Origin of the sequence: Thiobaca trueperi (assembly GCF_004342175.1) — a bacterium.
Taxonomy (GTDB): domain Bacteria; phylum Pseudomonadota; class Gammaproteobacteria; order Chromatiales; family Chromatiaceae; genus Thiobaca; species Thiobaca trueperi.
Window position 1 is genome coordinate 224,410 of record NZ_SMAO01000003.1, and the last position, 13,464, is coordinate 237,873.

Below are 13,464 nucleotides of genomic sequence, written 5' to 3' on the forward strand. Positions count from 1 at the left end.
GTTCAGTGCGCGGAATCCGCAGGGGTGGAAGCAGGCGTTTTCCAGTCCTGCGCGATCACTTCAGCGCCGTCAGACAGCCGTTCCATTCCCTCGACCACGATCTTCTGCCCGGCGCTGAGTCCTGCGCGGATGCGATAATGTCTGTCCACCATTTCGCCCAGCTCCACAGACTTGAGGTGTGCGTGGTTGCTCGCATCGAGAATCCAGACCAGCGGCTGGCCACCCACGCGCACCACTGCCTGTTGCGGTATGGTCAGCGCATCGGCGTAGCTCATGTGCGGCACCCGCGCACGCACGAACATGCCCGGCAGCAATTGCCGTTGCGGGTTGTCCATCAACACGCGCAACAGCACATCCCCGGTGCTGGCATCGACGTTGACCCCAGAGAACAGGATGTGCCCTTTGGTTGCGTAGGGCTCGCCATTGCTGCGCAGCACGGTCACCGGCAAACCGTTGCCGGAATTCGCCTTTTGCGTCGTCAGCGCTTCGCGCAGGGCTTCGAGCGACGCCGCTGGACGCCGCACGTCCACGTAAACCTGATCGATCTGTTGGACGCGCGCCATTGGGTCGTTGTCACCGCTGTTGACCAAGGCACCCTCCGTCACCAGTGCCTGATCGATACGGCCCGAGATTGGCGCTTCCACCGTGGCGAACTTCAGATCGAGCTGCCGGCGCGCCAGCATGGCACGTGCCTGCGCCACGTCGGCTGCGGCCTGATCGCGCTGTGACGTCGCCTCGTCGTAGACCTCGTGACTGATCGCATCGGTCTTGACCAGCGGCTGAAGCCGTGCCATTTGCACCTGGGCGCGCGCCAGCGCCGCTTCAGCCCGCTGAAGAGTGGCCGCCGCCGTGTCCGCATCGGCCTGGAAGGGAGCCGGGTTGATCTGGAAGAGTGGCTGCCCGGCGCGCACCTCGGTGCCTTGCTCGAACATGCGTCTCTGCACGATTCCGCTGACCTGCGGACGGATCTCGGCGACGCGCACCGCCGCGACACGGCCGGGCAGGTCTTCGGTCAGTTCCAGGCTGGATGTTGTTAGGGTTGTAGCGGCAACCAGAGGCAGCGGGGGCGGGCCTTCCGGTTCCGGTTGGTCACAGCCGGCCAGCAAGACGGCCCCCAGGACGCCTATGCACAATCGTTCGATCTTCATGGAGATTCCTTCAAAAGCCCAGGCCACCAGGTGCCTGCAAAGACAACCGTCAGTATGAATCGAGCTTTTGGTGTTTCGGCTGCGTTACGATGGAGATTCGATGGAGATGCGGAATATGTCTGAAGTCGGCGTCATGTCCGTGATCGCGCCACAGTCCGGTGCCGAATCAGGTGCCCGGGCCTTGATCCTCATTGCTGAGGATGAGCCCGAGATCGCTGACATCCTTGCCGCCTATCTGGCGCGTGGTGGCCTGCGTACCGTACATGCCGCCGACGGTCAGCGGGCGCTGGAGCTTCACCTGTCGCTGAAGCCCGACCTCGTGTTGCTGGACGTGCAGATGCCACGGGTGGACGGCTGGAAGGTGCTGGCCGAAATCCGCCACCGCGGCGACACTCCCGTCATCATGCTGACGGCGATGGACCAGGATATCGACAAGCTGATGGGACTGCGCATCGGCGCCGACGACTATGTGGTCAAGCCGTTCAATCCGGCAGAAGTCGTGGCACGGACGCAGGCGGTGCTACGGCGCTCCATGTCATGTGGCGGTCGTGAAGACCGGCACGTCCTGCGTGCGGCGCCGTTCGAGATCGACCTGGACAACCATGAGGCCAAGGTGCAGATCGGCAGGCAGTGCCATACGCTGGCGCTGACGCTAACCGAGTTCAATCTGCTCGCACAACTGGCGCGCGCGCCCAGGCGGGTCTTCAGCCGTGCTGAACTGCTGGCAGCCTGTCTGCCAGAGGGCGATACCCTGGAGCGCACGGTGGACAGTCATATCAGCAAACTACGCAGAAAACTGGAGGATTTGGCTGTCAAGGGCATCCCCGTTAGCGTTCGCGGAGTCGGCTATAAACTCTGGAGTGCCGAATGAAACTCGTTGGCTTAAGTCGCCAGATCGCCTTGTCGATGATGGCGATGGCGTTTGGCGTAACACTGTTTGTCGTGCTGACGTCCTATGCGTTCTATTTCCTGTGGGAAACGTACTGGCCGGAGCATATCCCGGAGGTATCAGCCGTGCCCACAGGCCCGGAATGGGCGTGGATTGTCGGCACTACCCTGACGTGCTTGACACTAGCAGCCTTTGTTGCGGTCAATCTGTCGCGCCGCATCCTGGTTCCGCTGAACTCGGTGACAGACAGCATCCGTCGCGTCGCCCAGGGCGATCTCAATGCCCGCGCCGTCGCCGGTGATCGTTCTTTGGGAGAGGCCGCGTTGCTGGCCGACGACTTCAATGCACTGGCAGACAAGTTGCAGCGCATGACCGAAGAGCAGACATACTGGAATGCCGCGATCGCCCATGAACTGCGCACGCCGGTGACCATCTTGCGCGGACGCCTGCAGGGCCTGGCTGAAGGCGTTTTCACGCCGGACGAATCCCGGTTCCGCAGTCTGCTGAGTCAGGTCGAAGGACTGTCTCGGTTGATCGAGGATCTGCGCATCGTCAGCCTGATGGAGAGCGGTCATCTCGACATCCTGGTGCAGGAGGTCGATCTTTCCGCTGAAGTCAGATCTGTCGTGGAGTTCGTTGGGGACGCGCTTCAGGCGGCAGGACTGCATGTCGTGTTGAACCTGGCCGGGCGGCGCGTCCAGTGCGATCCGGTTCGTATCCGTCAAGTGCTATTGGCCTTGCTGGAAAACGCCAGGCGACATGCTGTGCCAGGTTCAATACGGATCCAGACGCGCCTCGATAACGGATTGTGCTACCTGTGTGTTGAGGATGATGGTCCTGGCATTTCACAGGAATTTGCACCGCACATATTCACCGCTTTTCGGCGCGCCGCCGATACAGGTCGCGGGGGGAGCGGGCTGGGCCTGACCGTTGTTGCCGCAATCGCGCATGCACACGGCGGGCAGGCAACATGCCGCCCAACAGCTTGTGGCGGCACTCTTTTTGAAGTGTGTTGGCCAAATTCGCAACGCTGATGTCGCAAAAGGACTAGCGGTTTGAAAGGCCCCCAAGAGCCGCTGCCCTGATCCTGAACGCACGTTAAACTGATCGCTGGCAACTGAAAGCTGACCGCTTACCAGCTTGGAACCGACCCCGGTGGCGGGGGTGGTGGTGGCGGTGGCAGCAGCCCGCCATCTGCGATCCAGACCACAAGGACGGCCACGCCCAGCGCGATGAGCAGGGCGAGGATCCCGCCGCCGCTGGCCGATTGGACCGCCGGGTCGGTCACGTCCTTGTACCCCGTCAGCATCGGTCGGATCAGATCGTCCCGGTGCACGAATTTATAAAAGAGCATGGCGGCGATATGGAGCGCGACCAGGATGCCGATGAGCCAGATCGCCTGCCGGTGCAGACCGGTGAGCCAGGCGCTGGTATCCGCTGACACCAGCGCATAGAGCGGCCCCTTGAAGGCGATGTCGTCATTGGCGACCAGTCCGCTCAGGGTCTGGAACAGCAGGAGCCCGAGCAGGGCCAGCACCGACAGTGCGCCGAGCGGATTGTGGCCGATCCCATGCCAATTCCCGCGCAGATAGGCGACAATCGTCGCCGGTCCGCGCACAAACTGGCTGAAACGGGCGTAGGTCGAACCAACCACCCCCCAGATGAGCCGAAACGCCAGCAGGCCGATGATCGCAAGTCCCAGACGACCGTGCCAGACCATCAGGTTGCCGCCGATCAGGCCGGTGGCGAAGGCTGCCGCGACCGCGAGAAAGAGTAACCAGTGAGTCAGGCGGGTGGGTAGATCCCAGAGTTTGATACGCTTGTTTTGCATGTCATGGTGCCAAAAGTTGGATTGAGCAGGATGATGGAGTGTCGCCCTGGCTGGCGCTTGCAGCCAAGTCCGTCAAAGTGATTTCCCGCAAAGTTTATAACCGCCCGACTGAAACCGCTTGGCTTGCCGGCTCTTCGACATGGCATTACATTGACATGACGACCTGAACGGCGACAGTCCCATGGCGCGTACCAAGAACGAAGTCCTCACCATCCGCGCCACTGCCGAGATCAAGGCACTGCTTCTGGACGATGCGAAAGCGCAGAGTCTCGCCCTTCCTGACCCGAACCAGACCGGGCGCAAGGACGCCACCCAGCCGAGATAACCGAGATTAACGCATGACAGGGAACGCCCTTCACAACATCGAACAGATCGAAGCCAGCCTCTGGGAGGCTGCCGACCAGCTCCGCTCCAACTCCAAGCTGACTTCCAGCGAATACGTAATGCCGGTGCTCGGCATCATCTTTCTGCGTCACGCCGCCAATCGCTATTACGTTGCCAAGGCTGCTATTGAGGCCGACCAGGCGGCGGGCCGGATGCCCAAGCGCTCACTGATCCAAGCCGATTTCAAGAAACGTCGGGCGATGCTGCTGCCGAGGGAGGCGCAGTTCGACGAGTTGCTGAGGCTCCCGAAAGACGCCAACTTCGGCGCGGCACTGGTGGGCGCCATGCACGCCATTGAGGCTGAATTCCCATCGCTCGCCGGCCAGCTTCCCAGAGATTACGACGGTTTCGACCCTGCCCTGCTCGAAAACCTGCTGCGCATCTTCGACAGCGAAGCCTTGCGCACCGCCTCGGGCGACGTGTTTGGGCGCATCTACGAATACTTCCTGATGAAATTCGCCATGCAGGGCGCGCAGGACAATGGCGAATTCTTCACCCCGCCCTCGCTGGTGCAGACCATCGTCAACGTCATCGAGCCCGATCACGGCATCGTCTTCGATCCCGCCTGCGGCTCGGGTGGCATGTTCGTGCAGTCCAGCCACTTCATTGAGGACCAGGGCCAGGACACCAGCCATCGGGTGACCTTCTACGGTCAGGAAAAGACCGGCACCACCATCCGGCTGGCCAAGATGAATCTCGCTGTGCATGGCCTGGAGGGCGACATCCGCGAGGCCAACACCTTCTACGAGGACGTGCACAGTCTCTACGGTCGGTGCGACTTCGCTATGGCGAATCCGCCCTTCAATGTCGACATGGTCGATGCGTCCCGCGTGTCGAGCGATTGCCGCCTGCCGTTTGGACTTCCAGGGATCACGAAGAACAAGCAGACGAAGAAGGAAACCGTCTCCAACGGCAACTATCTCTGGATCTCCTATTTCTGGAGCTACCTGAACGAGCGTGGACGGGCCGGCTTCGTCATGTCGTCCCAGGCGTCCAGCGCCGGACATGGCGAGGCAACGGTACGCCGCAAGCTGGTCGAAACCGGCGACGTGGACGTGATGATCGCGATCCGCTCCAACTTCTTTTACACCCGCACCGTTCCCTGCGAGCTGTGGCACCTGGACCGGGGCAAGCCCGAGGAGCGCCGCGACCAGGTGCTGATGATCGACGCGCGCAACGTCTACCGGAAGGTCACGCGCAAGATCTACGATTTCAGCCCGGAGCAGCTCGCCAATCTCACCGCCATCGTCTGGCTCTACCGGGGTCAACAACATCGTTTCCTGGATCTGGTCGCGGGCTATGTCGATCGGATCGGCGATGAGATCGCCTTGATCGAAGATGCCGTGCTCGCCTTCGAGGAACGGCTCGTCGAGATCGAGGACGGGCTCAAGGCTTTTGCTGATGGAATCCGCGCCATCGCGGATATTGATGAGGCGCAACGGCAACCGCTGATCGACGCCTTCACCGAGTTGACGGAGGCCGAGAGCGCCTACGAGACCGACCGCGCCTCCCTGCTCGACGCTCTGGCGGCATTCGTCGCGATGACAGCTAGGACGCCGCCCACCAGCAACGGGGATCAGCACGCCGCCCGGCACACCTTCACCCCGCTGGCCGAGCGCGTCAAGGGTCTGGTCAAACAGATCGACCTGCTCTATAAGCTCGCCGCCCGCGCCGCGCAACTGGTCCAGGATTTCGCGGGCGCGCACGAAGCGGCGGCTGCGATCTACGATCGCCGCATCCTCTCCCGCGCGCTCAAGCCGCTTGATGCCGAGCGCAAGACCGCCGTCGAGCAGCTCAAGCTCGCGGCCTATTTCTATCGCCAGGTGGTCTGGCTCCAGGAGCGCTTTCCCGATGCCGAATTCGTCGCCGTGCCGGGTCTTTGCAAGGCCGTCACCCGCGCCGAGATCGCCGCCGCCGACTGGAGCCTGACGCCGGGTCGCTATGTCGGCGTCGCCCCGACCGAGGAGGACGAGGACTTCGACTTCGAGCAGACCCTGCGTGACATCCATATCGAGCTGGCGGACCTGAATCGCGAGGCGGCTGAATTGGCAGCCAGAATTCAGGCGAATCTTGAGGATATCCTGTAGGGGCGAATTCATTCGCCTTGAATTCCCCCGAATTCATTCGCCCCGAGACGTTCAGACCGTCCAACCAGCCTACAGACATCAACATATGCCACGCGACGACCTACTGAAAGGACGTTTCTCCTGCTCCGGCCACGTCTACCACGTCACGACTTGCACCGAGGCCCGCGTGCCCTTGTTCCGCGATTTTTCCTGTGGAAGGCTGGTCGTGAAAGAGATGCGAGAGCTGAACGACGCCAAGACAGTCACATCGTTGGCCTGGGTCATCATGCCCGACCATGTTCACTGGCTGTTCCAGCTTGGAAGCGACCTCACCTTGTCGCAGACCATGAAGGGTTTTAAGGCCCGCTCGGCATTGACCATCAATCGTTTCCTGAATCGGCGCGAGCCAGTCTGGCAACGCGCATTCCACGACCACGCCCTACGCCGGGAAGAAGACCTGCGCACCGTCGCGCGCTACATCATCGGCAACCCGCTACGCGCCGGCCTGGTCCAATACATCGGAGATTACCCCCTATGGGATGCCATCTGGCTGTAGGGGCGAATGAATTCGCCCCTACAACGCCGGGCGTCATCCATGTGGAGGCCGCAAAACCCGTAGGGGCGAATTTATTCGCCCCGTTGCCGGCAGGGATTCAGGAGAATTTCGAGGAGTTAGGCGAGTGAGTTGGTCTTTATGCAGTCTTGATGAATTGGGTTCGGTTTCGCGGGGACGCTCACGGCATCGCCCACGTGATGCCTCCCATCTCTATGGCGGCCCTTATCCGTTCGTACAGACTGCGGACGTGAAAGCAGCCAACCTTTATTTGACCGAATACGAGCAGACGTACAGTGAGGTAGGGCTTGAGCAAAGTAGGCTCTGGCCACCGGGAACCTTGTGCATCACCATCGCCGCAAATATCGCGGAAACTGCAATTCTCGGTATCGAAGCATGTTTCCCGGACAGCATTATTGGCTTCATTGCGAATGCAGATAGAGCGGATACGCTGTTTGTGAAGTACATGTTTGATGCGGCCCTGAAGATGCAATATCGGGCCTACACGCAGGGGGCTGCACAGGATAACCTGAGCCAAGCCAAGTTGCTGGCGCTGAAGTTCTCGGTTCCCGATGTTGCAGAGCAGCGCCGAATCGCTGATGTTCTTTCTGCCTACGACGACCTGATCGAAAACAACCGCCGCCGGATGGCGCTGCTGGAGGCGGCGGCGCGTCAGCTCTACCGCGAGTGGTTCGTCCGCCTGCGCTTCCCCGGCCACGAGCACACTCGCATTATCGATGGTGCGCCGGAAGGATGGGAGCACAAACCGCTAGCGTCGCTCTGTGAAAATGAGACGGGGATTCAAACCGGACCTTTCGGTAGTCAGCTCCATCAGTCCGATTATGCCGAGGACGGAATCCCAGTCATCATGCCGCGAGACCTTGTCAACTTTACGATTTCGCTCGATTCAGTCGCACGAATTCCTGAGCAGATCGCCGAGCGGCTAGATCGGTATCGGTTGATGATCGGAGACACGGTCTACGGGCGGCGCGGCGATATGGGCCGTCGCGCATTCATTGGCCCGCGACAGTCCGGTTACATCTGTGGAACCGGCTGCTTACGCATTCGCCCGAACCCTGAACGAATTAACCCGAGGTATCTGTTCGATGCCTTGGGATCGCCCGAAACGGCCGGGACAATCGCGAGCCGGGCAAAGGGCGCGACAATGCCGAATCTGAACTCAACGGTTCTCAAGACTGTTCCGGTTCTCGTCCCACCTCGGCGCATGCAGCAGCACTACGTTGAGCAGATAGAGCCACTGACAGCGATGTGTGAGCTACTTGCCGAGTTAAATCAACGACTCCGCACCGCTCGCGACCTCCTCCTCCCCCGCCTCATGAGCGGCGAGATCGCGGTATGACGCTGGAAGACCAGCACACCGACCGCAAGTCGCTGCGCACCGTCACCGGCAAGAACCCGCATTGGGACGAGATAGCCAAGGACTGCGTCTGCTTCGCCAATAGCCAAGGCGGTCGACTCTTGATCGGGATCGAGGATAACGAGACAGAGCCGCCTGCCGGACAAGGGATTCCACCGGAACTGATCGATCGGCTGCGCAAACGGATCGGCGAGCTGACGGTGAACGTGCAGGCGTTGCCCAGCGTGCGACAAGCCGCGAACGGTGCCGAGTTCATCGAGCTGCTGGTCGACCGCTCACCGAGCGTCGCCTCGACCACGGATGGTCGCTATTTCCTGCGGGTGGGCGATACCTGCCAGCCCGTCTTGGGGGATGACGTGCTGCGCCTGGCCAACGAGCGACCGGGCCGGCCTTGGGAGTCGATGGACGCCGGGGCTGTCCGCGCCGCGACGGATCCCGCCAAGTTCACCGATTTCGTGCGGGCGATCCGCGAGTCCGACCGGGTCAAGGCATCGGTGAAGGAGAAAGGACCGGATGAGCTGCTGACCCATTACGGGCTTGCCCAAGGGGCAACGCTGACGCGGCTTGGTGTCCTGCTGCTCGGCACCATGACGGATCGGCGGGCCTTGGGCACCGCGCCCTTGGTGCAGGCGATCAAGTACGACGGGTTGGGACAGAAGATCAACAAATGGGTGTGGGACGATTGCGCCTTGTCACCCGTGGAGCTGCTCGATGCGATCTGGCAGGAGATCTCTGATTTTCGCGAGAGCCAGGAAGTCCCGGAGGGGATGTTTCGGCATAGCGTGCCGGCCTACGACGAAAAGGTGGTGCGCGAGCTGCTGGTCAACGCCCTGGTGCATCGGCCTTACACCCAGCAGGGCGACATCTATCTGAACCTGCATCCGGATCGCCTGGAGGTGGTCAATCCCGGTCGGCTGCCCCTGGGGGTCACCCCGCGCAATATCCTGCACGCCAGCCGTCGCCGCAACGAAGGTCTGGCGCGGATCTTTCACGACCTGAAGCTGATGGAGCGCGAGGGCAGCGGCTTCGATCTCATGTACGACCGGCTGTTGTCTCAGGGCCGACCAGCGCCGCTGATCGAGGAAGGCACGGATTGGGTCAAGGTGACCATCCAGCGACGCATCCTCAAGCCGGAGGTCATCCGGTTGATGACCGAAGCCGATGCGCGTTTTCAGTTGACGCAGCGCGAGCGCATCACCTTGGGGATACTGACCCAGTCGGACGACTTGCTGGCAGGTGAGCTTGCCGAAGGACTTGAGACGCCAGTGGATGCCTTGACGACTTGGCTGGGTCGGTTAATCGAGTTCGGTCTGGTTCAAACCAGCGGACGCACCAAAGGAACCCGGTATTTCGTTTCGCCGGATCTGCTGCGTGGCACGGGGCTGGCCCGCATGACCTCTCTGAAGCGTATTGAGGCGCATCGACTGGAGGCATTGGTCAGAGAAGACTTGAAGCGATACCCAAAGTCGCAGATCGGCGAGATCCATTCCCGAATCGGACCGGAGATTCCGCGGAGTCGGTTGAAGCGTGCTCTGGCGCAACTTGTCGATGCCAATATCGTCGTGATGGAGGGCACGCTTGGTGGGGCACGTTACCACTTGCGCAGTCAGGGGTGATGCTATGCGCTTTGGCTCATTGAGGCTGGAAATAACGGCTAAACCAACTGCCGACATGCACTAAGGACGATGAGTTGATCCGTTAAACAACTGTCTTTTATCTATCTTTATTGATCTTGGCGGCTGATGAATGAGCCAAGCTCGGACCAAGGAAGTGAGCCAAACAACGATGGCCGTGACCGACATCAACAGCGAAGACCGCTTGGTCCAACAGACCTTTGCCAACCACCTGCATGAGGTGTTGGGTTGGGACAGTGCCTACGCCTGGAATCAGGAGACCTTCGGACCGGACGGCACGCTTGGGCGCAGCGACACCAGGGAGGTCGTGCTCACCCGCGACCTGCGCGCGGCGCTCATCCGTTTCAATCCCGAGCTGCCGGAGCAGGCGATCGAAGAGGCGATCGCCAAGCTAACCCGTCAGGACTTCACCCGCTCGACCCTTCAGCACAATCGGGAATTTCATCGTTTCATCCGCGACGGGGTGCCGGTCAGTTATCGGGACGCCAAAGGCCAGGTGCGGCAGAGCTTCGCGCGGGTCATCGACTTCCGCCATCCGGAAGAAAACTGCTTCCTCTGTGTGCGCGAGCTGACGATCACCGGGTTGCGCGCGCCCCACTACAACCGCCGCGCCGACCTGATCTGTTTCGTCAACGGTCTGCCGCTGGTCTTCATCGAACTGAAGGCGGTTCATATCAACATCCGTGCCGGCTTCGACGGAAACCTGCGCGATTATCTGGACGAGCATGTCATCGCCCACGCCTTCCATCACAACGCCTTTCTGATCGTCAGCAACGGGCATCGGGCGCGCTATGGCTCCATCACCAGCGGCTGGGAGCACTTCGCCGAGTGGAAGCGCCAGGACGAGCGCGACCGGGGCAGCGTGGATGCCGAGATGCTGCTGAACGGCCTACTCGCCAAGGATCGGCTGCTCGACATCGTCGAAAGCTTCATCCTCTTCGATGCCAGCAAGCCGGGCGCGGTCCGTAAGATCGTGGCAAGCAATCATCAGGTGCTGGGCGTGAATCGGGCAGTCGATTCGGTCGTGCGGCAGGAGGCGCTGAAACGCGCGTTTCCGCCTGATCAGCGGCTGGGCAGCCGGGTTATCAAGCTGCCGCTCGAAAACCGGCGTTTCCTCAAGGCGGCGGAAGAACCCGGTTCGTACATCCGAAAAGGGCCAATCGAGCTGAGCGAGCGCGCGCATCCGGACCTTGGCCGGCTCGGCGTCTTCTGGCATACGCAGGGCAGCGGCAAGTCCTACTCGATGGCCTTCTTCGCCGAGAAGGTGCGCCGGATCGTGCCGGGCAACTTCACCTTCGTCCTCATGACGGACCGCAACGACCTGGACAGCCAGATCTACAAGACCTTCGTCGGTTGCGGGGTGGCGGACGAGCGGACGCCGCGCGCGGGCTCGGGGAGGGAACTGGAAGCGTTGCTCAAGGAGAACCATCGTTACGTCTTCAGCCTGATCCACAAATTCAATCAGGAGGTGAAGCGGGACCACCCCTACAGCGAGCGCGACGACATCATCGTCATCTCGGACGAGGCGCACCGCACTCAGGCCGGCAGGCTGGCGCGCAATATGCGCCAGGCCCTGCCGAACGCCGCCTTCATCGGCTTCACCGGCACGCCGCTGTTCAAGCATGACGAACTGACCAAGCGCCTCTTCGGCGGTTATGTCTCGCGCTATGACTTCAAGCGCTCCGAGGAAGACGGGGCCACGGTCAAGCTGGTGTATGAGAACCGTGGCGAGAAGCTCGGCATTGCCCGGCTGGACCTCAACGACCGCATCGCCGAGAAGATTGAGGAGGCCGAGCTGGACCCCGATCAGGAGGCGCTGCTCGAAAAGCTGCTCGGCAAGGATTATGAGGTCATCACCGCCGACGAGCGTCTGGATAAGATCGCCGACGACTTCGTCGAGCACTGTGCAACCCGTTGGGCGTCCGGCAAGTCGCTACTGGTGTGCATCGACAAGATCACCTGTGCCCGCATCCAGCAGCGAATCCTGCCGCGCTGGAAGACCAAGGCCGCAGCGGTGCGCCGTGAAGCCGAGGCTCGGCAAGCGGATCTCCAGGCCGCGCTTGATCCGGATCTCCGGCAGCGGCTGTACGCGCAACGCGATCGACTGATGGAACAGGCCCGCTGGCTCGACGAGACGATCATCGAGATCATCATCAGCGAGGGGCAGAACGAGGTCGCCGACTTCAAAAAATGGGGCTTCGACATCATCCCGCACCGGGCGCTGATGAAGCAGGGCTTCGAGACGGCGGACGGTAAGCGGGTGGATGTCGAGACGGCCTTCAAGAACCCTGAGCATCCCTTCCGCGTCGCCATCGTCTGTGCCATGTGGCTGACCGGGTTCGATGTGGAATGTCTGTCCACGCTTTACATCGACAAGCCGATGAAGGCCCATACCCTGATGCAGGCCATTGCCCGCGCCAACCGGCGCTATCCCGGTAAGGACTTCGGGCTGATCGTCGATTACAACGGCATGCTCAAGAGTCTGCGCGCGGCGCTGGCCCAGTATGCGCTTGGCGACGACGGCAAGGATGGTGGAGAGATCGTCGCGCCCATTGAGGAGCGGGTGCAGGCGCTACTGGAGGCCATTGAGGCGACCGAGGCCCATGTTCGCGCGCTGGGGTTCGAGATGCAGTCCTTGATCGGATCTCAGGGGTTCGTCCGTATCAAAGGTATGGCGGATGCCGTGGAGGCCATCTACACCAGCGATGAGTCCAAGCGGCGTTTCGAGATTCTGGCCCGTCAGGTCTTCATCCGTTTCCGGGCGTTGCTGATGGAGCCGTCCGCGTTCGCCTATGCCGAGCACCACGACAACATCGAGGCCATCTACAAGAAGCTCTCGGAACGGCGTGACACGGCGGATGTCACCGAACTTTTGAAGGAACTGCACCGCATCGTGAATCAGGTGATCTGCGCCGAAGCGCCGGGCGAAGACCAGACCGAAGGGCTGACCTTCGACCTCAGCCAGATCGACCTGGAAAAGCTCCGCGACGAGTTTGCAAAGAAGGTCAAGCGCAAAGCGACGGTACTTCAAGACATCCGCGACATCGTCGAGCAGAAGCTCGCGGCAATGCTCAAGTCCAATCCGCAGCGAATGGACTATTACAAGCGCTATCAGGCGATCATCGCCGACTACAACTGCGAGAAGGATCGGGTCACCATTGAGGAAACCTTCGCCGCGCTGACGGACCTGATTGACGGCCTTGATGCCGAGCAGCGACGCGCTGCCGAGGAAGGATTGGACGAGGATGAACTTGCCCTCTTCGACCTGCTGAAGAAGGATACTCTCGGCAAAGATGAACGCGAAAAGGTCAAGCAGGCGAGCCAGGCTTTGTTGGCCTCGCTGCGCAGACTGCTGGCACCACTGGAGCACTGGACCGACAAGGAGCAGACCCAAGCCGAAGTGGAAATCTTCATCCTCGACCAGCTCTACACGAAATTGCCATCGCCCTCTTTCACTGAAGAGGATAAGCAGGAAGCCGCAGCGGTCGTTTACCGGCACGTCTGGCAACAGGCCGTCAGTGGCGCTTTCAGGATGGCGACTTGACGCGCCAGAACTAAACAATATTTTGATTTTTACAGAT

Annotated in this window: 10 protein-coding genes; 8 read left to right on the plus strand and 2 right to left on the minus strand. The window is 61.1% G+C overall.

The features are described from left to right. Positions 1-2 precede the first annotated feature (2 nt). The gene (locus EDC35_RS06860) at positions 3-1,148 is read right to left on the minus strand and encodes an efflux RND transporter periplasmic adaptor subunit (RefSeq protein ID WP_132976504.1); all 1,146 of its coding nucleotides are present in this window, start codon (positions 1,146-1,148) and stop codon (positions 3-5) included. Between the two features lie 115 nt (positions 1,149-1,263). Between EDC35_RS06860 and EDC35_RS06865 the strand changes: the two genes are divergently transcribed. Continuing rightward, a complete protein-coding gene (locus EDC35_RS06865) occupies positions 1,264-2,019 on the plus strand; it encodes a response regulator (RefSeq protein WP_243651503.1) in 756 nt (251 codons plus the stop codon). After that, a complete protein-coding gene (locus tag EDC35_RS06870) occupies positions 2,016-3,071 on the plus strand; it encodes an ATP-binding protein (RefSeq protein WP_132976506.1) in 1,056 nt (351 codons plus the stop codon). The genes EDC35_RS06865 and EDC35_RS06870 overlap by 4 nt, the downstream gene beginning before the upstream one ends. Before the next feature lie 98 nt (positions 3,072-3,169). Here EDC35_RS06870 and EDC35_RS06875 read toward each other — a convergent pair whose 3' ends face one another. Continuing rightward, positions 3,170-3,868 (minus strand): cytochrome b/b6 domain-containing protein, encoded by a 699-nt coding sequence (locus tag EDC35_RS06875; RefSeq protein ID WP_132976507.1) that lies wholly within the window; start codon positions 3,866-3,868, stop codon positions 3,170-3,172. Positions 3,869-4,049: 181 nt separating this feature from the next. On the opposite strand from EDC35_RS06875, the gene EDC35_RS18495 reads away from it, so the two are divergent. From EDC35_RS18495 to EDC35_RS06900, 6 genes are all read left to right on the plus strand, one after another. Continuing rightward, positions 4,050-4,193, plus strand: a complete 144-nt coding sequence (locus EDC35_RS18495; RefSeq protein ID WP_165903368.1) for a hypothetical protein — start codon at positions 4,050-4,052, stop codon at positions 4,191-4,193. A 13-nt stretch (positions 4,194-4,206) separates the two neighbouring features. Further along, on the plus strand, positions 4,207-6,339 hold the full coding sequence (locus tag EDC35_RS06880; protein WP_132976508.1) for a type I restriction-modification system subunit M: 2,133 nt from the start codon (positions 4,207-4,209) through the stop codon (positions 6,337-6,339). A gap of 85 nt (positions 6,340-6,424) precedes the next feature. Beyond that, entirely contained in the window at positions 6,425-6,874 is a 450-nt protein-coding gene (locus EDC35_RS06885; protein ID WP_132976509.1) for an REP-associated tyrosine transposase, read from the plus strand. Between the two features lie 124 nt (positions 6,875-6,998). Next, positions 6,999-8,231 (plus strand): restriction endonuclease subunit S, encoded by a 1,233-nt coding sequence (locus EDC35_RS06890; RefSeq protein ID WP_132976510.1) that lies wholly within the window; start codon positions 6,999-7,001, stop codon positions 8,229-8,231. Beyond that, positions 8,228-9,865 carry an ATP-binding protein gene (locus tag EDC35_RS06895; RefSeq protein WP_132976511.1) on the plus strand — a complete coding sequence of 546 codons (1,638 nt, stop codon included), beginning with the start codon at positions 8,228-8,230 and terminating at the stop codon, positions 9,863-9,865. The genes EDC35_RS06890 and EDC35_RS06895 overlap by 4 nt, the downstream gene beginning before the upstream one ends. Positions 9,866-9,995: 130 nt before the next feature. Then, positions 9,996-13,427 carry a type I restriction endonuclease subunit R gene (locus EDC35_RS06900; protein ID WP_243651505.1) on the plus strand — a complete coding sequence of 1,144 codons (3,432 nt, stop codon included), beginning with the start codon at positions 9,996-9,998 and terminating at the stop codon, positions 13,425-13,427. Positions 13,428-13,464 lie beyond the last annotated feature (37 nt).

What these genes read in the sequence shown, in the direction of transcription:
- EDC35_RS06860 (WP_132976504.1), bottom strand. Translation starts at nt 1,148, where the DNA reads ATGAAGATCGAACGATTGTGCATAGGCGTCCTGGGGGCCGTCTTGCTG.
- EDC35_RS06865 (WP_243651503.1), top strand. Translation starts at nt 1,264, where the DNA reads ATGTCTGAAGTCGGCGTCATGTCCGTGATCGCGCCACAGTCCGGTGCC.
- EDC35_RS06870 (WP_132976506.1), top strand. Translation starts at nt 2,016, where the DNA reads ATGAAACTCGTTGGCTTAAGTCGCCAGATCGCCTTGTCGATGATGGCG.
- EDC35_RS06875 (WP_132976507.1), bottom strand. Translation starts at nt 3,868, where the DNA reads ATGCAAAACAAGCGTATCAAACTCTGGGATCTACCCACCCGCCTGACT.
- EDC35_RS18495 (WP_165903368.1), top strand. Translation starts at nt 4,050, where the DNA reads ATGGCGCGTACCAAGAACGAAGTCCTCACCATCCGCGCCACTGCCGAG.
- EDC35_RS06880 (WP_132976508.1), top strand. Translation starts at nt 4,207, where the DNA reads ATGACAGGGAACGCCCTTCACAACATCGAACAGATCGAAGCCAGCCTC.
- EDC35_RS06885 (WP_132976509.1), top strand. Translation starts at nt 6,425, where the DNA reads ATGCCACGCGACGACCTACTGAAAGGACGTTTCTCCTGCTCCGGCCAC.
- EDC35_RS06895 (WP_132976511.1), top strand. Translation starts at nt 8,228, where the DNA reads ATGACGCTGGAAGACCAGCACACCGACCGCAAGTCGCTGCGCACCGTC.
- EDC35_RS06900 (WP_243651505.1), top strand. Translation starts at nt 9,996, where the DNA reads ATGAGCCAAGCTCGGACCAAGGAAGTGAGCCAAACAACGATGGCCGTG.